This window comes from Frateuria sp., from assembly GCF_035695185.1.
In the GTDB taxonomy this organism is placed as follows: Bacteria; Pseudomonadota; Gammaproteobacteria; order Xanthomonadales; family Rhodanobacteraceae; genus Frateuria_A.
Window position 1 is genome coordinate 1 of sequence record NZ_DASSES010000211.1, and the last position, 17,639, is coordinate 17,639.

The 17,639-nt window shown below is 67.8% G+C and carries 32 protein-coding genes; 25 read left to right on the forward strand and 7 right to left on the reverse strand.

All coding sequences use genetic code 11. From position 1 onward, the window contains the following. From VFH59_RS17355 to VFH59_RS17375, 5 genes are all read right to left on the reverse strand, one after another. Window positions 1-902: VapE domain-containing protein (locus VFH59_RS17355; RefSeq protein WP_325166177.1), on the reverse strand; the 902-nt coding region annotated here is incomplete at its 3' end. After that, window positions 899-1,966 (reverse strand): CHC2 zinc finger domain-containing protein, encoded by a 1,068-nt coding sequence (locus VFH59_RS17360; protein WP_325166178.1) that lies wholly within the window; start codon window positions 1,964-1,966, stop codon window positions 899-901. The genes VFH59_RS17360 and VFH59_RS17355, both read right to left, overlap by 4 nt. Further along, window positions 1,963-2,205 (reverse strand): hypothetical protein, encoded by a 243-nt coding sequence (locus tag VFH59_RS17365; RefSeq protein WP_325166179.1) that lies wholly within the window; start codon window positions 2,203-2,205, stop codon window positions 1,963-1,965. The genes VFH59_RS17360 and VFH59_RS17365 overlap by 4 nt, the downstream gene beginning before the upstream one ends. A gap of 274 nt (window positions 2,206-2,479) precedes the next feature. After that, window positions 2,480-2,701 (reverse strand): TraR/DksA C4-type zinc finger protein, encoded by a 222-nt coding sequence (locus VFH59_RS17370; RefSeq protein ID WP_325166180.1) that lies wholly within the window; start codon window positions 2,699-2,701, stop codon window positions 2,480-2,482. A 45-nt stretch (window positions 2,702-2,746) separates the two neighbouring features. Beyond that, entirely contained in the window at window positions 2,747-3,199 is a 453-nt protein-coding gene (locus tag VFH59_RS17375) for a phage regulatory CII family protein (protein WP_325166181.1), read from the reverse strand. Between the two features lie 177 nt (window positions 3,200-3,376). On the opposite strand from VFH59_RS17375, the gene VFH59_RS17380 reads away from it, so the two are divergent. Next, complete coding sequence (locus tag VFH59_RS17380; protein WP_325166182.1) at window positions 3,377-3,727, forward strand: hypothetical protein; 351 nt, start codon at window positions 3,377-3,379, stop codon at window positions 3,725-3,727. Window positions 3,728-3,765: 38 nt separating this feature from the next. Here the strand turns inward: VFH59_RS17380 and VFH59_RS17385 are convergent, their stop codons facing one another. After that, entirely contained in the window at window positions 3,766-3,978 is a 213-nt protein-coding gene (locus tag VFH59_RS17385; RefSeq protein ID WP_325166183.1) for a hypothetical protein, read from the reverse strand. 73 nt (window positions 3,979-4,051) lie between these two features. On the opposite strand from VFH59_RS17385, the gene VFH59_RS17390 reads away from it, so the two are divergent. Genes VFH59_RS17390 through VFH59_RS17400 form a run of 3 tightly spaced genes read left to right on the forward strand, consistent with a single transcriptional unit; the run spans window position 4,052 to window position 5,983 of the window. Continuing rightward, the gene (locus VFH59_RS17390; RefSeq protein ID WP_414655912.1) at window positions 4,052-4,435 is read left to right on the forward strand and encodes a helix-turn-helix domain-containing protein; all 384 of its coding nucleotides are present in this window, start codon (window positions 4,052-4,054) and stop codon (window positions 4,433-4,435) included. Beyond that, on the forward strand, window positions 4,432-5,205 hold the full coding sequence (locus VFH59_RS17395) for a HipA family kinase (RefSeq protein WP_325166185.1): 774 nt from the start codon (window positions 4,432-4,434) through the stop codon (window positions 5,203-5,205). The genes VFH59_RS17390 and VFH59_RS17395 overlap by 4 nt, the downstream gene beginning before the upstream one ends. Continuing rightward, on the forward strand, window positions 5,198-5,983 hold the full coding sequence (locus VFH59_RS17400; RefSeq protein ID WP_325166186.1) for a DUF3037 domain-containing protein: 786 nt from the start codon (window positions 5,198-5,200) through the stop codon (window positions 5,981-5,983). The genes VFH59_RS17395 and VFH59_RS17400 overlap by 8 nt, the downstream gene beginning before the upstream one ends. On the opposite strand, the gene VFH59_RS17405 is transcribed toward VFH59_RS17400, so the two are convergent. Beyond that, a complete protein-coding gene (locus VFH59_RS17405; protein WP_325166187.1) occupies window positions 5,980-6,456 on the reverse strand; it encodes a hypothetical protein in 477 nt (158 codons plus the stop codon). The two genes, VFH59_RS17400 and VFH59_RS17405, sit on opposite strands and share 4 nt — an antisense overlap. Window positions 6,457-6,735: 279 nt before the next feature. Between VFH59_RS17405 and VFH59_RS17410 the strand changes: the two genes are divergently transcribed. From VFH59_RS17410 to VFH59_RS17510, 21 genes are all read left to right on the forward strand, one after another. Further along, a complete protein-coding gene (locus VFH59_RS17410) occupies window positions 6,736-7,029 on the forward strand; it encodes a hypothetical protein (protein ID WP_325166188.1) in 294 nt (97 codons plus the stop codon). Further along, complete coding sequence (locus tag VFH59_RS17415) at window positions 7,029-7,355, forward strand: hypothetical protein (protein ID WP_325166189.1); 327 nt, start codon at window positions 7,029-7,031, stop codon at window positions 7,353-7,355. The genes VFH59_RS17410 and VFH59_RS17415 overlap by 1 nt, the downstream gene beginning before the upstream one ends. Beyond that, window positions 7,352-7,672, forward strand: coding sequence for a hypothetical protein (locus VFH59_RS17420; protein ID WP_325166190.1), 321 nt, complete (start codon window positions 7,352-7,354; stop codon window positions 7,670-7,672). Before VFH59_RS17415 ends, VFH59_RS17420 begins: the two co-directional genes overlap by 4 nt. Beyond that, window positions 7,669-8,031 (forward strand): hypothetical protein, encoded by a 363-nt coding sequence (locus VFH59_RS17425; RefSeq protein ID WP_325166191.1) that lies wholly within the window; start codon window positions 7,669-7,671, stop codon window positions 8,029-8,031. Before VFH59_RS17420 ends, VFH59_RS17425 begins: the two co-directional genes overlap by 4 nt. Then, window positions 8,028-8,186 carry a hypothetical protein gene (locus tag VFH59_RS17430; RefSeq protein WP_325166193.1) on the forward strand — a complete coding sequence of 53 codons (159 nt, stop codon included), beginning with the start codon at window positions 8,028-8,030 and terminating at the stop codon, window positions 8,184-8,186. The genes VFH59_RS17425 and VFH59_RS17430 overlap by 4 nt, the downstream gene beginning before the upstream one ends. A 30-nt stretch (window positions 8,187-8,216) precedes the next feature. Beyond that, window positions 8,217-8,642 carry a DUF1566 domain-containing protein gene (locus VFH59_RS17435; protein ID WP_325166194.1) on the forward strand — a complete coding sequence of 142 codons (426 nt, stop codon included), beginning with the start codon at window positions 8,217-8,219 and terminating at the stop codon, window positions 8,640-8,642. A 173-nt stretch (window positions 8,643-8,815) separates the two neighbouring features. Beyond that, complete coding sequence (locus VFH59_RS17440) at window positions 8,816-9,163, forward strand: hypothetical protein (protein ID WP_325166195.1); 348 nt, start codon at window positions 8,816-8,818, stop codon at window positions 9,161-9,163. Window positions 9,164-9,365: 202 nt separating this feature from the next. Beyond that, window positions 9,366-10,205, forward strand: coding sequence for a DUF2303 family protein (locus tag VFH59_RS17445; RefSeq protein WP_325166196.1), 840 nt, complete (start codon window positions 9,366-9,368; stop codon window positions 10,203-10,205). Between the two features lie 50 nt (window positions 10,206-10,255). Further along, on the forward strand, window positions 10,256-10,435 hold the full coding sequence (locus VFH59_RS17450) for a hypothetical protein (protein ID WP_325166198.1): 180 nt from the start codon (window positions 10,256-10,258) through the stop codon (window positions 10,433-10,435). A gap of 62 nt (window positions 10,436-10,497) precedes the next feature. Next, entirely contained in the window at window positions 10,498-10,725 is a 228-nt protein-coding gene (locus tag VFH59_RS17455) for an AAA family ATPase (RefSeq protein ID WP_325166199.1), read from the forward strand. Between the two features lie 2 nt (window positions 10,726-10,727). Beyond that, entirely contained in the window at window positions 10,728-11,054 is a 327-nt protein-coding gene (locus VFH59_RS17460) for a hypothetical protein (RefSeq protein ID WP_325166200.1), read from the forward strand. Next, window positions 11,051-11,299: a hypothetical protein gene (locus VFH59_RS17465; protein WP_325166201.1), complete on the forward strand. Its 249-nt coding sequence runs from the start codon at window positions 11,051-11,053 to the stop codon at window positions 11,297-11,299. Before VFH59_RS17460 ends, VFH59_RS17465 begins: the two co-directional genes overlap by 4 nt. After that, entirely contained in the window at window positions 11,296-11,610 is a 315-nt protein-coding gene (locus VFH59_RS17470) for a hypothetical protein (RefSeq protein ID WP_325166202.1), read from the forward strand. The genes VFH59_RS17465 and VFH59_RS17470 overlap by 4 nt, the downstream gene beginning before the upstream one ends. Beyond that, on the forward strand, window positions 11,607-12,119 hold the full coding sequence (locus VFH59_RS17475) for a DUF1566 domain-containing protein (RefSeq protein WP_325166203.1): 513 nt from the start codon (window positions 11,607-11,609) through the stop codon (window positions 12,117-12,119). The genes VFH59_RS17470 and VFH59_RS17475 overlap by 4 nt, the downstream gene beginning before the upstream one ends. A gap of 27 nt (window positions 12,120-12,146) precedes the next feature. Continuing rightward, the gene (locus VFH59_RS17480; RefSeq protein WP_325166204.1) at window positions 12,147-12,581 is read left to right on the forward strand and encodes a four helix bundle protein; all 435 of its coding nucleotides are present in this window, start codon (window positions 12,147-12,149) and stop codon (window positions 12,579-12,581) included. A 44-nt stretch (window positions 12,582-12,625) separates the two neighbouring features. Further along, window positions 12,626-13,936: an RNA-directed DNA polymerase gene (locus VFH59_RS17485; RefSeq protein ID WP_325166205.1), complete on the forward strand. Its 1,311-nt coding sequence runs from the start codon at window positions 12,626-12,628 to the stop codon at window positions 13,934-13,936. Further along, entirely contained in the window at window positions 13,933-14,499 is a 567-nt protein-coding gene (locus VFH59_RS17490; protein ID WP_325166206.1) for a hypothetical protein, read from the forward strand. Before VFH59_RS17485 ends, VFH59_RS17490 begins: the two co-directional genes overlap by 4 nt. A 3-nt stretch (window positions 14,500-14,502) precedes the next feature. After that, window positions 14,503-15,420: a hypothetical protein gene (locus tag VFH59_RS17495; RefSeq protein WP_325166207.1), complete on the forward strand. Its 918-nt coding sequence runs from the start codon at window positions 14,503-14,505 to the stop codon at window positions 15,418-15,420. Between the two features lie 13 nt (window positions 15,421-15,433). Beyond that, window positions 15,434-15,673, forward strand: a complete 240-nt coding sequence (locus VFH59_RS17500; protein ID WP_325166208.1) for a hypothetical protein — start codon at window positions 15,434-15,436, stop codon at window positions 15,671-15,673. Next, window positions 15,670-15,984, forward strand: coding sequence for a DUF4031 domain-containing protein (locus VFH59_RS17505; RefSeq protein WP_325166209.1), 315 nt, complete (start codon window positions 15,670-15,672; stop codon window positions 15,982-15,984). The genes VFH59_RS17500 and VFH59_RS17505 overlap by 4 nt, the downstream gene beginning before the upstream one ends. Continuing rightward, a complete protein-coding gene (locus VFH59_RS17510; RefSeq protein WP_325166210.1) occupies window positions 15,977-17,602 on the forward strand; it encodes a DNA cytosine methyltransferase in 1,626 nt (541 codons plus the stop codon). Before VFH59_RS17505 ends, VFH59_RS17510 begins: the two co-directional genes overlap by 8 nt. Window positions 17,603-17,639 lie beyond the last annotated feature (37 nt).

Here is a 17,639-nt window from a genome sequence, read left to right on the forward strand (position 1 = left end):
TTCTCGTTGGTCGTGCCCACGAACACGCACTCGCGGCGGAACGACCGGCTGACGCGACCATAGCTGGGCCTGTATGTATCGAACCGCGCGGTGATCGCCTGCTTGACCTTCGTCACGTCGGCCTTGCTGAAGCTGTCCATCTCGCCGATTTCGACGCACCAGCGCCCGCGCAAGGTCTGATAGAAATCCTTGTTGCTGGGCGACTCCATCGATTCGGCGTACCACTCGGCGCCGAACAGCTCGCGCACGGCGGACGTCTTGCGGATGCCCTGATCGCCCTCCAGCACCAGCATGAAGTCGACCTGCGCGCCGTTGTGGCGCACCTTGGCATCCACCCACAGGATGCGAGCCACCGCGCTCACCAGCCAGCAGCACGCCGCCTGTTCGTTGTAGGCGCTCGCCTCGGATCCGAACAGCCGCGCGAACAGCGTGCGCACGCGCTCGGTGCCGTCCCACTTGAGCCCCGTCAGGTACTCGCGCACCGGGTGGAACTTCCGGCGGCGCGCCATCGCCTCGACGCAACCCATGACCATTTCCGGCTTCAGGTTGAGCCGGTAGCGATCGGGGCTCCCGAGCCAGCCAGAGAGCTCCACACCATCCTGGTCGGTGAATTCGTCCTGCTCGCCCCCCTGCCAGCAGGGCTTGCGCGTCAGGCGCACCGCGTTGCCGAACTCATCCAGGGCGAACAGGCCGTTGAGCGAGGCGTCGTGGTCCATTACCAGCAGCGCGTTGTGGGTGGTCGATTCGGGTTTGCCCGTCGAGTTGCGGGTGATGCCTGCCGTCCAATCGCCGGGATCCCGGGAGCCGCCGGCGCCGCCACCGCCCCGCCCCCCGCGTCCACCACCGCCGCGGCCTTCCTTCGTCCCTGCCAACACGACGACCTTGTTGCTCGATTCGCTCATGCCGCCGGCCTCTCGGTCGCCTGCACTTCCACCGCCTTCACCCGGCTCTTTGCCCATGCAGCCAGCTGCCGCGGTGTCCAGCCATCATCCAGCGCGTCGGCCAGGTCCCACCCCTTGGGCATGCCTTCGACGTCCACCACACGGATGCTGCGCACACCGGCGCGATGGGCCAGCTGCGCGGCACCCTCATGCAGCAGGCCGCTACCGTCCACGTAGCCGAGCATGCCGCCGATGCCGCCCGGGTCAGCATCCGGCCATAAGACAAGGTCCCGCCCTTCAAGCGGCGAGAAATCGGTCAGCCGCACACCCTTGTCCCCGCCGCACCAGGTCATCGCCACGTACATCGGCAAAGCCTCAGCAGCGCGGGCGGCGCACTTCTCACCTTGCGGCATCAGCACAGGGGCCTCCGGCCTCGCGGCCAGCTGGTCGAGGCCATAGAGCGGCCGCGGTTCCGGGAACGGCTGCAGGCACCAGCGCGCCTCACCACGGGGCCCGATGCACCATGTGATCGTCGGCGTGATCTTCTTGCCGTCGATTTCGGTGCGCAGCACGTAGCCCATCAGCGAGCCGTCGCCGGCCCGGTAGGCATCGGCGCGCACGGGGTCGATCGTCCACCACCCGCCAGGCGTGCCGCCCGGCTCGCGAGGCTCGCGCTTCGGATTCCACACGCGTCCGGACACACCCGGCGCCCAGGCAGGCGCCTCATCGGGCACGGGATAGATCGGCACCCACAGTTCGATAGGCTTGTCATTGACGCGCTGACGCACCTCGCGCACGGCCTTGCGCGTCACTTCCCCCAGGTCCTGGCCGCCGAGCTTCCGGCACGCCTCGACAAACGTGTATCCGTCCATCGCCATCAGGAAGCCGATCGCGTCGTAGTGCACTCCGCAACCGAAGCAATGCACGAAGCCCTTTTTCTCGGCGACATGGAAGGAAGGCGTGTTTTCGTTGTGGAACGGGCAGCAGGCGACCAGCTCGGTGCCTTGCTTGCGAAGCTCCACGCCATGGCGCCTGACCAGATCGGCGAGGTCGACACGGGCGAGCAGTTGCGCGGTGTTGATCATCCCTGCGCCCCCGCCCACACCAGCTGCTCGCATACGTCGATGCAGCTCGCGCCGCGCGCCCACGTACCGAACAGGTAGCCCAGGCACTTGCGCTGCAGGATGATGTCGCCAGCGCACCCCACGCCCACTACAGCGACCGTGCCACAGGGCCAGCGATACACGTGCACCCCGCGCCCTTTCCAGGCGCGCTCGGCAATCACCCCAGCGACATGCTCAGCTTCGGTGCCCGGTCGGAACACGCGCACCTGACTCCCTACGCCACGCGGAACAGGCGAAACCCACGGCTGCGAGTGCAGACCGGGTACGGCATGGCCTACACACGACGGCGACATTTGCCGCGTTACCGTGACGGGGGGAGAGGAAGGCGGGCCTGCCGAGGCAAAAGAGGCGCGGACAGTTCGGCCTGCGCTTGGCTCAGCCTTTCCGGCGTCACTCCCTCGCGCAGGATCCGTTCCACCTGTTCCTGCGCGGCGCGCATCACCGCGCGCTCGCGTGCGTTGAGCGGACATGGCTTTAACCGTGCGCGCGCGGTGCCCACCGCTGCGCCTCCCGTTCCGCCCTGCCCTGGCACGCCACACAGCGCGTCGCCCCCATCGCCTTGCGAGCGGCCGCAATGGGCTCGCCGCAATCTTCCACCGTGCAGAAATCCGCGCCGGTCGACGGCTTGGGTCGCGCCGCCAAGGCGTGGTCTACATCGTCCTGCTGCCTGGCTTGCGCCAGATCGATCGAGTCCATCGCATTGCCCCTGTTCCACCGCCGCCGCAGCGGCGCTTGCCGCTGTTACGGCGCCGGTTCGCGGCGCGCCATCTCACACAGCCGCGCCACCAGGCGCAGCACGGCCGATTGATCCTCATGGCTGGCCCGGCTGATCGCGGCCATTTCGTTCTTCGTGATCACGCCGTCGGCCAGCGCCTCGCAGATCACCCGGCTCAGCTCGCCGCCGCTCTTGCCCACATCCAGCACCAGGTCCAGCACCGAGGCGTCATCCGCCGCGGGCGCCCGATCGATGGGCTGCAGCGTGTAGCCGTGCGTGGCCGCCAGCTCGCGAATGATCCGGTGATCCTCGCTGGTATCGATCATCAGCTCGACGTCCTCGGCATAGAGCCGGTTGCGGTCGCTGCTGTTGAGCTTGGCGCGCAGCAGCGCGCCGGTCATGCCCATGCGCAGCGCCAACGCTTCGGCGCCACCGGGGTAGTTCTGCGCCGTCAGGCGCGCGGCATCGATGACATTCACGAAGTCTTCACCCGAATGGAGACGGCCCCCAGGGCCCTGCCTACAGTGGTCGGATGACCACCGCGCCTACACCGACCCACCTGCCCTGCTGGACCGCCCCGACGGCATGCCAGCGCATAGGCGCGGCCCAACCGGTAAGCTGGGAGGTGCCCACCCACCAGCAAACCGGAGAGCCGCATGGAACCCGTGGCCGAGCTCAACGCGACGCACGATCGCGTTGCCCTCAAGATCGAACGCGAACTGGACGCTCGCGGCCTGGAACAACTCATCCACGAACTGGCCGAACTGCGCGCGCACATGATCCCGAGCGTGCCCCGCACGCTAGAGGAAGCCATGGCGGCCGACGTGCAGGTCATACAGCAGGACCAGCCCTCAGCCATGTTCCGGGCCCTCGCCGACGGCGGCCTGCGCATCTGGCTGCGCAACCTCGGACTGGGCTGGATGGCCTTCCGCATTCCGCGCCGCGACGTGGACGGCCTGCGGGACCTCCTCACGGGCAAGGTCAGCGAGACGCCGCGAACGCACTGAACAGGGCGCGTCGGTTCCATCGAGCGCCAGGGGGCACATCAGCGCGCCTCCTGGGTGGGAACGGTAGGCTCATCCGGCGTAGGGCCCAGATAAGCCTGCAGGCGCTCGATCTTGGAGAGGCCCGGCTCGCGGATGCGCCCCTGGGCGAATTTGGTGAGCCACCAATAGGAAAGACCCGTCTGCTCGCAGATGGTGGGCCAGTCGCCGCGGCGGGCCTGGAGGGAACTGCGAATGCGGGTGGCTGTGTCCATGCGGCCATCTAGCCACCAATTGCTAAGCCGTGTCAAGCCACCTATGGCTAGAGTCTTTTGGGAAGCTAGCCGAATGCGGCTAGCAGATTCAAACAAGGCTCTTTCCGACCACGTCAACAGTCTGTTAGCGACTACCGACATGGCTCGCCTTGATCTATCGCGACGCATGGGCGTGGCGGACGGCACCCTAGGGCGCATCAAGTATGGGCGTGGCAACCCCACACTCGACGTAGTCGACCGTATCGCCAACTATTTCCGGATCGCGCCTTGGAAGCTCATTCAGCCCGAGAACGAGGACGCCAATGCGCTGATCGGGCAACTTGCCAACATGGCAACCCCGCGATCACGCGCGGCGCTGGAAGCCATCTCCAAGGCTGCTGACGACGGCCGCCTCACTGACGATGACCTCCTACTACTGCAACGCATCGCCCAGCGGTTCATGGGAGCGGACCGTTGACGCAAGCGCGTTTGTGGCGACTACGCATCGTCCGGACTGAACCTGCCCCCTTTGGCACGGCCGCCTGCCGGATGATCGGCGTCGGTGACGACGGCCTGGTCTACATCCTCAAGCGCGTGCAGGACGGCGCGCTGGTGCCGGTGAGCGAGTACGTGTGCACCCGCATGGCAGCGGCCATCGGGCTGGCCGTGCCCACCTGCGAGATCGCCGAACTGCCCGGCGAAGAGCACGAGCTGTGTTTCGCCTCGCGTGAAGAGTACGGCGCCATGACCCAGCGCGACGCGGCGGCCCTGTTGCTCAACGCCCAGCAGCTGCGCCCCTTCGCGGACAAGCTCATGCAGTGGTACGCGTTCGACCTGTTCGCGGCGAACGTGGATCGCCATGTCGGCAACTTCCTGATCCGCCATAGCATGGTGGGGGCCGTGATGCTGGGCATGGACTTCAGCCACGCACTGCTCACGCAAGGGTGGCCGCGCACCCTGCCGCCCATGGGCCCGTGCAACACAACGGCCGTCCAGCGCACCCTGTCCCGGGTCGTGCCCTACCCGGCCGAAGACGCCGCCAGGGTCATGAACCGCCTGGCTGAGGCGCCGGCGGACTGGCTGGATGAGTGCCTGCGCACAGTCCCGGCCGGGTGGATCAATGATAAGCTCCGCGCGGACGTTTGCCGCTGGTGGCGGCACGGCAGGCAACGACGCCTGCGCCTGTTGCGGAGTCACCTGACCAATGGCCGGTACCTACAACTATTCCCTCATTCGCGTCGTGCCTGATCCCCGCCGGGGCGAATGGGTCAACATCGGTGTCGTGGTGTTTCTGGATGGACGTCTGGACGTCCGCCTGCTGACCAACTACAGCAAGCTGCGCATCCTCGCGCCCATGCTCGACATGGGTTTCACCGAGGATCTGGCATCCGGCTGGGAGCGGCTGTGTGATGGTATCGACAGCGTCGCCGAACGGCAGGCCATGCTGGCCACCTTCCCGCTGGTGCACGCCTCGCCGCTGGGCCAGTTCATCGCCGACCCAAGGGGTTACGACGACCAGGTGCGCGCGATCATGCGCGACCTGGTGGTGCCGCCGGCCCAGCCGCGCGAAGACGTGCCGGCCACCCGCCTGGAAACGCAGCTGCGGACCATCTTCCAGCGCAGCAGGCTGCTCGGGCGCAAGCCCAGCGACATCGATCGGCACATGGTGGTGCACAAGTTCCCCATCGAGCGCGAAGCCGGTCTCTATGCCGACTTCGCCCTGCGCAACGGCTCCATGCGCCTGACCGAGACCATCGACTTCCGCGTCAAGCCCGAGCAGATCAAGTCGATCAAGCGCGGCCAGGCCGCCCTCAAGGCAATCACCCTCAACCGCGCTGACGAGTTGTTCAAAGGCACCTGCGTGCCATCGGTGGTGTACGCGGCCGAGCCAGAGACCCTGGAGCTGATCCAGCCCTCGCTCACCATGCTCGGCGGCTATGCCCAGCGCCTCTACGACGCGCTCAATCCCCAGGACATGGCCGACTACATGGACATGATGCATCAGGCGGCGCAAAGCCCTAATTAGGCACCTGCCGGGGGCGGTTCGCAGCGTTGCATTGCTTTCGCATAGCCTTCAGCCAGAGCGTCCGCCATGCTCTCCGCGTCGCCCGTACTGTCTTGGCGCATGAACGCAAGGAACGCGTCGACCCGAGTGCTCATTGTCATAGCCAGCAGGTCCCTGGCCTTCTCCATGCATGGCATGGCCATCGGAAGAGCCTTTGTCTCTTCGGCCAGCCCCGCCAGCTCCCGCACCGGGCCAGACAGCGCAATGCGCGACGTGGCGGCGGCGATCTTCTCTTGCGTATCCCATCGCGCCGCCATGCTTTCCAGCTCCTGGTGGTCGTGCTGATACGCGCGCCGCGCTTGCTCCTGAGCTTGGCGCTTTTCGGCAGCCGCCCGTGCTGCTGCGGCGCGTTGGCGATTTTCATCGTGGACCTGCTTAACCTTCGCCACCGACCAACCCAGCCCGACGATGGCACAGGCCACGACCACGAGCATAAAGGGCCGGCGCCCGGCCCCGCGCGCCTCCCGCGGCACGCTTCGGCTTGGCGGTGACATCGCTGGCCCAGCAGCCTTCACGTAAGCCACCCCACAGGCCGGACAGGCCCAATCAGGCGCTTCGTCCGAGGGCAATCGCGTATAGCCACAACGCACGCAGGTGCGCGCCGATTCGCATTCGCCTTCCATCCCTTGTTCCCCTGTCGCCCCATCAAGCAACTTGATATCAAATAAATCTAGCCCTTTAGTGCTTGACATGCTCTAGCAATGTGTGGCTAGATGCCTTCACGCCGCATCGACGCGGCGCTGGAGGACACCATGCTTCAACGTGTCGTGTCACATCTCAAAGGACGTTTCACCCGCTGCCGCCGCTGTGGCAGCGAGCCTCACCACGTGCGCCACCATGGCCGCCCCAGCAGCGAGCCGGTGCAGTTCGGACCCGTCGCGCCCCGCCATAGCCTGGAGTGCCGCTTCGGCGCCTGCACCGGGCAGCACACCCTGCTCGCCGCCGCCGAAGCCGAGTGGAACGACAAGCACGCCCAGGCCGCTCGGCGCGGCAGGAAGGTGGCGTGATGGAAGCGAAGACGTTGAGCCTCCCCGGTGAACTGGAGTTGCGCGACTGCGGCCGCACCCTGCGCATCGCACACCGGGGCCGTGGCGGTTTTTTCCTGTTCATCTTCGCCAAGGCAGCCCGGGGCAGCACTCGCCGTCCCCGCACGCTGGCCTATGCCACCGGTGACAGCCTTCGCCTCACCCTGGACACCAACGGCCAGTTCGTCCTGTGGATGGCCTCCCCCCGCGATCCTGCCGCCATTGCCATAGACCTCAACAGTCGCGAGGCGGAAAAGGTCAGCGCCTGGGCGTGCATCCCGATGCCCGAAGCGGAACAGTCGGCATGAGCGCGGTCATGGACATCCGCACGGCGCGCCAGCGCAAGGGCTTCATCGCCTATAACGCCGCGCGCGCCGAAGCCATCCGCACCAGCGAGCGGCACGCCATGCGCGCCGCCGAGCAGGAATGGCGCGCCCAGCCCCTTCCGGTTGTCATCCACCGCACTCGCGCGCGCACCACGCTCTGGCAGCGCCTGCGCGCGGCTTTGGTGGCCGAGTTCGGCCGGCGCTGGTGGCTCGCGCTGATCGGCGCCGCCCTCTATTTCGTCAGCGGCACTGCAGCCGGCGTGGCGGTTGCCCTCGCCTACATGGGACATCAGCCATGACTGACCGCCTCCTGCCCTATGCCTGCTCGGTCGCCAACCGCGCGATCAACGCACTGGCCACCCACGGCGAGCTGGAACTGGCCGGGGAAGTTGCCCACGTCAACCGCGCCACGTGCGACCTGGTGAGCGCCATGCACCGCGAGCACGAGGCGACAACGACCTGCGCGCAAACCCATGCCCGCTTTGCCCGCAACGCCGCCGAAGCCTCGCTGCGGGGCAACACGGGTGACTCGGAATCGTCCGAGCGCGACGTGCAGGCCAGCATCGACCACCTGCAGGCGCTGTTGCAGGCGCGCCGGGATGGGTCGGCCATCCGCCGCCGCTTCGGCTGCTCGCCTGAGCTGGAAACGTCGGCATGAGCACTCCCGGCGCCACCGACACCTGGCACGGGGACGCGCGGTTCAGCGATCCAGACCTGCCAGCCCCTTGCGTCATCGCGCGCCTGCGCGATGCCGCCACCGACCTGCGGCACCACATGCAGGTGGAACACCTCGAAACCAACCACGCCAGCTGATCGCCGGCATACCTAAACAGGGGAAACCTCATGTTCGACAAGATCGCCGCCAACGGCCAACCCGCCGACGCCAACGCCACGACCCACGCCGCCGTGATCGACCAGCGCACGTCCCTCATGTGGACCGCAGGCGAGCTGGGCGAACTCACTTATGCCGATGCCGAGGCCCGCATCGCCGCACTCAATGCCGAGCGCTTCCTCGGCTTCGACGACTGGCGCCTGCCCACCATCCCTGAGCTGTTCGGCCTGGTCGACCACAGCCGCACGTCGCCGGCGATCGACACCGACGCCTTCCCGGGCGCGGAGAGCGACTGGTACTGGAGCAGCACCACCTGTGCGTGGTCTTCGGGCTGCGCGTGGGTCGTCGGCTTCGACGACGGCTACGTGAACAGCAACCACCGGGCCAGCGGCGCCTTCGTGCGGGCTGTGCGCCGCGTGTCGCCGGCCGGTCAGTAATCGGCCCCTTGGCAATCCCTACCGCCGCTGCCTCGGCATAGGCAGCACCCATCAGCGCCCTGCGCATGTCGCCCCCGTAGGCATGAAAGCCGGACGTTTCCCCCGTCCGGCCTCGCAGGGCGCTGACGAGTCCCACGCCTTCCCGGGCATTCGCCCATCACGGAGCCAACCCAGTGAGCCCCAAGCCCACCGACATCAGCACGCTGTTCAACGACCTGGACGCCGGCATTTTCGCCGAGCGCCTTTCCGCCGCGCTGCGTGACACCGCCCTCGGCGTGGTCACCACCGGCAAGAAAGGCAAGGTCACCATCATGCTCGACCTCGAGCGCATCGGCGACTCCAGCCAGGTGCAGTGCAAGCACCAGATCAAGTACGCCCGCCCGACCGCCAAGGGCAAGGCTATGGAAGAGGCCACCACCAGCACGCCGCTGCACGTCGGCGCCGGTGGCGTGCTCAGCCTGTTCCCCGAGTCGCAGACCGACATGTTCGCCAAGCGCGCGACCGAGGCCGCGGCGGACTGACCCCTTCACGGCAGTGCGGCGGGGATGAACCCGCGTGCCGATGGGATCGACCCAGCGGGGATTGCGGAGGCAGTGCGCAGTACGGCCGTAAGCCCTCAAGCCCTTGTTCGCAGCGCGGACTACTGGAACCACCCATCGCCTTCCTGACGGATGCCGGTAGCCAACCCGGCCACTGCCAACCCTTCCACCACCGGAGAACCACATGGACCGTTCCGCCATTGAATCCATCGGCCAGCTCGCCATCGAGGCGCAGAAGGCCAACCACATCGACGCCGATACCCCGGCCCTGATCCTGCGCGACCAGAGCGGCGCACAGAAAGTCGTGTCCATCGAACACCTGCAGCCCGGACGCAGCCGCTTCCGCGGCGCCTTCGCCACCCGTCAGCTGCCGGACTTCGCCGCCTACGTCACCGCCGAAACCGAGAACACCCCGCGCCCGGCGGGCTCGGTGCAGGGCTTCATCGACACCGACGACATGAGCGCCAAGGTGTTTTTCAACCTGGGCAACCTGGAACACGCCGGCCACGCCGACCACCACGCCACGCTCAAGCTCAAGCCCACCGCCGCCTACGCCGCTCTGCAGGCCGCCACCATCCGCTCGCTCGACCAGCGCGCCCTGCACGATTTCGTCGAGGACTGGCGCGACAACATCGTGCCGCTGTTCGACGGCCAGCCCGACGCCAACCGCCTGGCCAATACCCTCGCCGCCATCCGCGACATCACCGTCGAGACGGCCCGCAAGGTCAACCTGGTCGAACGCGACATGGGCGCCACCCGCAGCGCCATGGAAAGCGTCGACGCACGCAGCACGCTCACGCTGCCCAGCGGCTTCGAATTCCGCGCGGTCCCGTACGAAGGCCTGGCCGAGCGCACCTTCCGGCTGCGCCTGGGCGTGACCACCGGCGGCGACAAGGTCGGCCTGGTCCTGCGCATCCAGCAGGCCGAGCAGAGCACCGAGGACATCGCCAAGGATTTCCGCGACCGCCTCGCCGCCAAGCTCGGCACCGCCTGCCCGCTCACCCTCGGCACGTTCACCCCGTAAGCACCACCGAGGACCACCCGCGCCTCACGGCGCCCAACGGAGAACCACCCATGTTCAAGTTCGAACTCAATACCGGCGTGCGCATCGCTGCGAGCAAGGAAGCCGGCCAGGTGATCGGCCGCGCCGAGTACACCACCGCCGAGAACGGTTACCTGGTGCGGTATCAGGCCGCCGACGGCCGTGCTGCCCAGGAATGGTGGGGCGAGTCCGCCCTCGAAGCCACCGAGTAACCACGCCCCGCATCGGCGCCGCTGCGGCGGCGTCGGTGCACGCGCCTCATAGGGGAAGCACCATGAACAAGAGCGTTATCGTTTTCGGCCCGCCGGGTTGCGGCAAGACGCGCGCGGCCCAGCGCATCGCCAAGCACTTTGGCCTGTCGCGCATCGTCGATGGCTGGGATGGCCGGGAACGACCCCAGCTCATCGGCACCTTGTACCTGACGAACCAGGTACCGCCCGAGTTTCACGACGGCCGCAGGGCGTACGCCTTCGAAAGCCTGCCGAAGAGCGTCAGGGGCTGATCGTGGCTACGCTGCGACCCATCGGCCACATCGCCGCCAATCTGCAGGTCTTGGCGGTCACCGTGACCCACCGCATGCGCTTCATCGGGCAGGGCCAGGCCCATGCGCTGTGGGTGGATGACGACGGTTGTGTCTACCTCGCGCCGCTGAACCACCCACGCGCCATCGCCATGCGGCGCCATGCGCCCGAGCACCAGGTCAACACCTATCTCAAGGCACGTGGCGCGCCGTTCCCGCTGACCGCGGCAGACATCGAAACCGACCTGCGGGACGCGCGCAGCAGCCACGCCGCCCGCAGCGTGCATCACGCCGAGGCCGATGCCGCATGAGTGCCGACCGCGTCCAACTGCACCGCGACGCCGCCCTGGCGGCCACTGCCGCCGGCAACGCCACCACCGCCATCGCTCACGTACGCCAGGCGCTCAGCCACGCCGACCACATCCGCGGCGCCCTCGCGGGCAGGGCCGACCTCCACGACGCCTTCAAGGCGCTGGAGCGCTCCATCAAGCACTTCGAACAGGCGCGGCAGCGCCTGCTACGCAAAGCCGACCGACTCACAGGGGAATCCGCATGAACCAGCCGCAAGACCAGCTCGCGCACCGCATCGCCTACCGCACCGCCCGCGCCATCGTCGAGTGGACCACCACCACCGTGGCCGACGCGCCCCAGGGCGTCACGCCGGATCCGGTGCTGCACGGCTGGAACAACCTCGCCACGCCGATCCGCGGCGAGTACGAACGCGAGCAGCTGGCCGAGGCCATCAAGTACCTCGACTCTCGCCGGCTGCTCCAGCGCCACCCATCCCGCCCAAACCTGGCCCGCGTGCTCGACACGCCGAGCAGCCAGCCGGCGTCCGTCCACCACCTCAAGGTAGCCACCGCATGAAAGCGCTCACCAGCATCCGCATCCAGCACCTGAGCATCCACCTGGCCGAATCCGGCACGCTGCTCGACGCCATCCCCGGCATTTCGGTCACCACGGGCGACCCGACCAATGCCGCTCGCGCGCCGCGTTTCAGCAGCTCCAAGGATGACACCGTCATCACCGACCACAAGACCGGCCTGCAATGGGCCGCGGAAGAGAGCGCCGAACGCATGACCTTCGCCGCAGCCGAGAAGCATTTCGCCGCACTGCGCCTGGGCGGCTTCGACGACTGGCGCCTGCCGGACCTCGAAGAGCTGGAATCCATCCGCGACCTGACCCGCCACGAGCCCTGCATCGACACCGGCTACTTCAAGAGCAACAGCGGCTGGGTATGGTCACGCACGCCCTGTGCGTGGTCTTCGGACTGCGCGTGGATCGTCAGCTTCTACAACGGCCTCGTGCACGGCCTCCGCCGGAGCGGCAGCGCCTTCGTGCGGGCTGTGCGCCGCGTGTCGCCGGCCGGTCAGTAATCGGCCCCTTGGCTCACTGAGCGCATCATGACCTTCACCCTCCCACCCGCCGTCCGCCTGGCCGAAGGCCTTGCCCGGGACATCGAGCAGGCCGCGGCCAAGTTCCCGCGTCGGTACCGCTACACGTTCGGCGAAAAGCTGCGCGCGTGCATGTGGACCGTGCTGACCACCGTCAACCGTGCCGCGCGTGACCGCGCGCGGCAGGCTGCTTGGTTGGATCGGCTGGTGTGGGAGGTCGATGAACTCAAGCTCGCCCTGCAGTTGGGCAAGCAGCTCCGCGTATTCGCCAGCTTCGGCCAGTTCGAAAAGCTGGCGCGTGACACCGCCGCGCTGGGTCGCCAGATCGGCGGCTGGCACAAGCAGCATCACCCTCAAGGCCAGAGTCCCCGGGCGCGCGCGCCGGGGGAGCGTGCCAAGACACTGAGTACCCGCGCCGCCTCGGCGGATGAGGCCAACGGATGACGACGCCCCGCTACCCAACGCAAGGATGCGCGGCCGGATCGCAAGTGCGCGGGGATGCGTGGTCTTCGGACTACGCGTGGATCGTCAACTTCAACAACGGCAACGTGAACAACAACCACCGGAACAACAGCGCCTTCGTGCGGGCTGTGCGCCGCGTGTCGCCGGCCGGTGAGTGTCAGGGTGAAGTGAGCCTGCGGGCTCTGTACCAGGCGTGGCGTGGCGCCCGCCGCAAGAAGCAGCCAAGCGCCAACCAGCTGGCGTTCGAACTGCGCTCTATCGATCGCATGCTGGACCTGCAGGAACGGTTGAACGCCGGCACCTGGTCGCCGGCGCCCACCACATGCTTCGTCGCCACCCGGCCCAAGGCGCGCGAAATCCACGCGCCCGACTTCGGCGACCGCGTAGTGCACCACTGGCTGGTGCCTCAACTCGAGGCGATCTACGAACCCACCTTCATCCACGACAGCTACGCCAACCGCAAGGGCAAGGGCACCCACGCCGCGGTGCGCCGACTGCAGCAGTTCGTGCGCCAGGTGCACAGCGGCCAGGGCGGCGGCTGGTACCTGCAGCTGGACGTGCACAACTTCTTCAACTCGATCCACCGCCCCACGCTGTACGCCATGCTCAGGAAGCGCCTCGCGCGCGCGGGCCTGGCCGAGGTACCCATGCGGGCCGTGCACGCCCTGCTGCGCCATCCCGTGCAGCGCCAGGGCGTCATCCACCGCGCCACCGCCGCCCAGCGCACGCTGGTGCCCCGCCACAAGCGGCTGGAGAACGCGCCCCCGGGCTGCGGCCTGCCGATCGGCAACCTGTCCTCGCAGTTCTTCGCCAACGTCTACCTGGACGCGCTCGACCAGTTCGCCAAGCACACGCTCAAGGCCAAGCGCTACCTGCGCTACGTCGACGACTTCGTACTGGTGCACCGCGACCGCGCCGTGCTGGAGCGCTGGCAGGCGCAGATCGAAAGCTTCCTCGCCGACCGGCTCAAGCTTCGCCTGAAGGCCGACATCCGCCTGCGCCCGCTGTCCGCCGGCGCCGACTTCCTCGGCTACGTCATCTATCCCACGCACACCCGCGTCCGCGCACGAGTGCTGCGCCACGCCAGCCAGGCGCTGACCAGCTGGCACCAGCAGCACGCCGTCGCCGGCGGCTTCCACGCCACGCCCGAAGCCTTTCAGCAACTCGACGCCACCTGGGCCAGCTACCAGGGCCACTTCGCCCACGCGGACAGCTGGCGCCTGCAGCAACGCATCCTGCGCCGCCGCCCCTGGCTGGCCGCGCTCACCAACCCTCGCCGCCGCTTCCACCACCGACTGAGCGGCCGGCGCATCACCGTGAGGACCACCCGCGCATGAGCCGCATCGCCGAAGCGATCATCCGTTGCGTCACCCGCCGCCCGCCCGACTTCCTGGTCGGCGGCCAGGACAACCCCTACCTCAAGCGCTGGTGGGTCATCCCGCGCAACCCGCTGTTCAATATCTACCTCCATCAGTTCCTGCGCGACGACGACGATCGCGCGCTGCACGATCACCCGTGGCCGTGGTGCTCGATCGTGCTGCGTGGCGAGTACACCGAGGTGACGCATCCCGCCTGCGAGGTCGATAGCCGCGATGGGTTCGTAAACGTTACGAGTTCAGTCCACAGGGACGCACTGCTGACCGCCAGCTATGAACACGACAGGGGCGATGTCCTACTGATCGCCCGTCGCACCTTCGGCGCTGGCTCGATCCGCTTTCACCTGCCCTGGTTCGCGCACCGACTAGAGCTGACCACCGACTGCCCGTGCTGGACCCTCTTCATCACAGGCCCACGCCTGCGCGAATGGGGCTTCCATTGCCCGCGCGGCTGGGTGCCCTGGCAGCGCTTCACCGCAGCCGACGACAAGGGCGCCATCGGTCCCGGCTGCGGGGAGGGCTGAGCCATGCGTGAGCGCCCCATCCCTTTCTCGGCGCCGATGGTTCGCGCCAACCACGACGACCGGAAAACGCAGACCCGTCGCGCCATGAAGCCGCGCCGGGATTGGCTCACCGGTTGCGAGCTGGCGCGCTGCGAGCTCGCTGGGGAGGCCAATGCCGGCAACTACGACAACGCACCTTATCGGCCGGGCGACCGGCTGTGGGTGCGCGAGGCGTGGAAGGCGCACTCGACGTTCAACGACCTGCCGCCGCGGGATATTCCAGTGGGCACGCGGATCTTTTACCTGGCCGACCCGGGTTATTCGCCACCCGCCGCGAGGTATCGCCACGCGCGCTTCATGCCGCGCTGGGCGAGCCGCACGTTGCTTGAGGTCATTGCCCTCCGCGCCGAGCGGCTGCAGGACATCAGCGAGGAAGATGCGATTGCGGAAGGCCTGTTGCGTGATCAGGGAGGCTGGCGCGGCGCGCCGGATCTTCCATGGTTCGCCTCCCCGGTTGCGGCCTATCGAAGCCTGTGGGAATCGATCAACGGCGCAAGCAGCTGGGAAGCGAACCCTTGGGTGTGGGTCGTGGAGTTTCGCCGGTTGGTCGAACCTTCGCGCGACCAAAGCTCAACGACACTGGTTTGCGAATGGAGCGAGCAAACGTTGCGGGAGCGCCGCGTTCGAATTGCCCCCTGTCCGCTTGCCAGCAAGCCAGATCACTTACCGCACGAGGTCTGCGTTGCCGACTGGCCAGACGATGGGCTGTCGCACATTTTTTGTACGTGCGGCTGGGTAGGCCCGGGCGCCGAGACGGACGAGCAGGCCGTAGAGGCGCACAACAGGCCCCATGGGTTTGGCATCGAGCCCGTTACCGAGTGGGTCACCCACGAGCGCGTGAGCGTCGGCGAGGAAGCCGACCTCTCGGACCTGCCTTTCTAGCGAGGAACCTACCATGACCGAAGGCATTCGACGTTCGTACGCGGTGGAGCAACGCCTGAGACTGATCGACTTCCTGCTGTACCAGTACGGGTCCATCAACCGCTCTGCGCTGGAGTTCTTTTTTGGCATATCGACGCCGCAGGCGTCGCTTGACCTCCGGGCGTACCTGGCGCTGGCGCCTGACAACGCGGTCTACGACAAGGCGGCCAAGGCCTACGTGCGAACCGAGCGGTTCAGGCTGGTGTGGCGGTGACTGTGTACGTGGACGACATGCGCGCGCCGCTGGGGCGGATGGTGATGTGCCACATGGTGGCCGACACCGACGACGAACTGCATGCGATGGCCCGGCAGCTGGGTCTTCCCCGCCGTTACCACCAGGCGCCGCCGAAGGTGCGCAACAGCCACTACGACATCTGCCTAGCCAAGCGCGTGCGCGCGGTCGAATTGGGTGCCGTGCAGATCACCGCTCGCCAGCTGGCCGCGATGTGTCGCCAGCGCCGCGAAACGGGCTCGCTGGGCACGCCACCGGCCAACCTCACTGCAGGAACACTCTTCCATGGCTGACGGCTCGCAGCAGGGCTTCAACTTCCACCGCACCGCTCTGGCCAGCGCCCTGCGCAAAGGCGAAATCGTGGTGGATTTCTTCGCCGGCGGCGGCGGTGCCAGCGAGGCGCTGCGCCAGGCGCTGGGCCGCGATCCTGATGTCGCGGTCAACCACGATCACCAGGCGATCGGCATGCACGCGGCCAACCACCCGTTCACGCGACACATGGAGGCGGACGTCTGGACCGTCGACATCCTGCGCGAGGTCGCCGGCCGCCTGGTCGGCTGGTTCCATGCCAGCCCCGACTGCACGCACTTCAGCCAGGCCAAGGGCGGCCAGCCGCGCGACCGCGCCACCCGCTCGCTGAGCTGGGTGGTGCTCAAGGTCGCCGGCACCCTCGCCAAGCAAGGCCTCGCGCCGCGCATCATCAGCCTGGAGAACGTGCGCCAGATTCTCGGCTGGTGCCCGCTGGTCGCCAAGCGCGACAAGGCCACCGACCGCGTGCTGAAGCTCGACGGTACCGTTGCCGCCCCCGGCGAGCGCGTTCCGCTGCGCGAGCAGTTTCTGGTGCCGGACAAGCGCCGCCATGGCCACACCTGGGACCGGTTCGTCGCTGCGCTGCGCGCGCTGGGCTACGTCGTGGAGTGGCGTACCCTCAAGGCTTGCGACTACGGCGCCGGCACCAGCCGCGAGCGCCTGTTCCTGATCGCCCGTCGCGATGGCCAGCCCATCGTCTGGCCGGAACCGACGCACGGGCCGGGCCGCGCGCATCCATATGTCACCGCCGCCGACTGCATCGACTGGTCGGTGCCGTGCCCATCCATCTTTACCCGCAAGAAACCGCTGGCCGACGCCACATGCAGGCGAATCGCCAAGGGCGTGCACCGTTACGTGCTTGGCGCCGCTGAGCCGTTCATCGTGCAATGCGCCAATGCCTCAGCCAACGGCAGCGCAGCAACCAGCGAACCGCTGGGTGTAGTCACGGCGTGGCCCAAGGGCGGCACGCATGCGGTGGTGGCGCCGATTCTGGCAGGCGTCGGTGGCCGGGCCGGCGACACTGAGCCGCGCCCCGCCAATCAGCATGCCTACACCGTAACAGCCAAGGCCGACTGCGCGCTGGTGACCGCCTTCCTTGAGCAGGCCCACGGCGGCGGCGAGAACGGCAACCCGGCCCGCGCGCGCGGCGCCAAGGAACCCGTGTCGACCATCTCCACGACAGGCAGTCAGCAGCGACTGGTGACGGCCGATCTTGCCGCCCTGAGCCCCGAGCACGAAGCCGGCGCGCTGCGCGTGGCCGCCTTCCTGATCAACTACTACGGGAATGGCCAAGCCCTCGACCTGTGCGACCCGGTCGACACCGTCACCACGCGCGATCGTCTGGCGCTGGTCACCGTCACGATCCGCGGCACGCCCTACGTCATCGTGGATATCGGCCTGCGCATGCTGCGCCGCGAAGAGCTCTACCGCGCCCAGGGCTTCCCGCCCGGCTACATCATCGATCGCACCGCCGCCGGCGAGCCGCTGAGCATCAGTGCCAGCGTGCGCATGGTCGGCAACAGCGTCAGCCCACCCCCGTTGGCCGCGATCGCGCGCGCCAACCTTGAACCGGCCAGCGTGCCGGAGCAGATCGCCGCATGAATACCCGCACCGATACCCCCGCCGCCAACGACCCGAC

Bases quoted from the DNA above. Each gene is read 5' to 3' on its own strand.
- VFH59_RS17415 (WP_325166189.1), top strand. From the start codon at position 7,029: ATGGAAGCGAAGACGTTGAGCCTCCCCGGTGAACTGGAGTTGCGCGAC.
- VFH59_RS17450 (WP_325166198.1), top strand. From the start codon at position 10,256: ATGTTCAAGTTCGAACTCAATACCGGCGTGCGCATCGCTGCGAGCAAG.
- VFH59_RS17435 (WP_325166194.1), top strand. From the start codon at position 8,217: ATGTTCGACAAGATCGCCGCCAACGGCCAACCCGCCGACGCCAACGCC.
- VFH59_RS17455 (WP_325166199.1), top strand. From the start codon at position 10,498: ATGAACAAGAGCGTTATCGTTTTCGGCCCGCCGGGTTGCGGCAAGACG.
- VFH59_RS17470 (WP_325166202.1), top strand. From the start codon at position 11,296: ATGAACCAGCCGCAAGACCAGCTCGCGCACCGCATCGCCTACCGCACC.
- VFH59_RS17405 (WP_325166187.1), bottom strand. From the start codon at position 6,456: ATGCTCGTGGTCGTGGCCTGTGCCATCGTCGGGCTGGGTTGGTCGGTG.
- VFH59_RS17380 (WP_325166182.1), top strand. From the start codon at position 3,377: ATGGAACCCGTGGCCGAGCTCAACGCGACGCACGATCGCGTTGCCCTC.
- VFH59_RS17500 (WP_325166208.1), top strand. From the start codon at position 15,434: ATGACCGAAGGCATTCGACGTTCGTACGCGGTGGAGCAACGCCTGAGA.
- VFH59_RS17385 (WP_325166183.1), bottom strand. From the start codon at position 3,978: ATGGACACAGCCACCCGCATTCGCAGTTCCCTCCAGGCCCGCCGCGGC.
- VFH59_RS17445 (WP_325166196.1), top strand. From the start codon at position 9,366: ATGGACCGTTCCGCCATTGAATCCATCGGCCAGCTCGCCATCGAGGCG.
- VFH59_RS17430 (WP_325166193.1), top strand. From the start codon at position 8,028: ATGAGCACTCCCGGCGCCACCGACACCTGGCACGGGGACGCGCGGTTC.
- VFH59_RS17465 (WP_325166201.1), top strand. From the start codon at position 11,051: ATGAGTGCCGACCGCGTCCAACTGCACCGCGACGCCGCCCTGGCGGCC.
- VFH59_RS17480 (WP_325166204.1), top strand. From the start codon at position 12,147: ATGACCTTCACCCTCCCACCCGCCGTCCGCCTGGCCGAAGGCCTTGCC.
- VFH59_RS17360 (WP_325166178.1), bottom strand. From the start codon at position 1,966: ATGATCAACACCGCGCAACTGCTCGCCCGTGTCGACCTCGCCGATCTG.
- VFH59_RS17475 (WP_325166203.1), top strand. From the start codon at position 11,607: ATGAAAGCGCTCACCAGCATCCGCATCCAGCACCTGAGCATCCACCTG.
- VFH59_RS17390 (WP_414655912.1), top strand. From the start codon at position 4,052: ATGCGGCTAGCAGATTCAAACAAGGCTCTTTCCGACCACGTCAACAGT.
- VFH59_RS17410 (WP_325166188.1), top strand. From the start codon at position 6,736: ATGCCTTCACGCCGCATCGACGCGGCGCTGGAGGACACCATGCTTCAA.
- VFH59_RS17510 (WP_325166210.1), top strand. From the start codon at position 15,977: ATGGCTGACGGCTCGCAGCAGGGCTTCAACTTCCACCGCACCGCTCTG.
- VFH59_RS17425 (WP_325166191.1), top strand. From the start codon at position 7,669: ATGACTGACCGCCTCCTGCCCTATGCCTGCTCGGTCGCCAACCGCGCG.
- VFH59_RS17495 (WP_325166207.1), top strand. From the start codon at position 14,503: ATGCGTGAGCGCCCCATCCCTTTCTCGGCGCCGATGGTTCGCGCCAAC.
- VFH59_RS17370 (WP_325166180.1), bottom strand. From the start codon at position 2,701: ATGGACTCGATCGATCTGGCGCAAGCCAGGCAGCAGGACGATGTAGAC.
- VFH59_RS17490 (WP_325166206.1), top strand. From the start codon at position 13,933: ATGAGCCGCATCGCCGAAGCGATCATCCGTTGCGTCACCCGCCGCCCG.
- VFH59_RS17420 (WP_325166190.1), top strand. From the start codon at position 7,352: ATGAGCGCGGTCATGGACATCCGCACGGCGCGCCAGCGCAAGGGCTTC.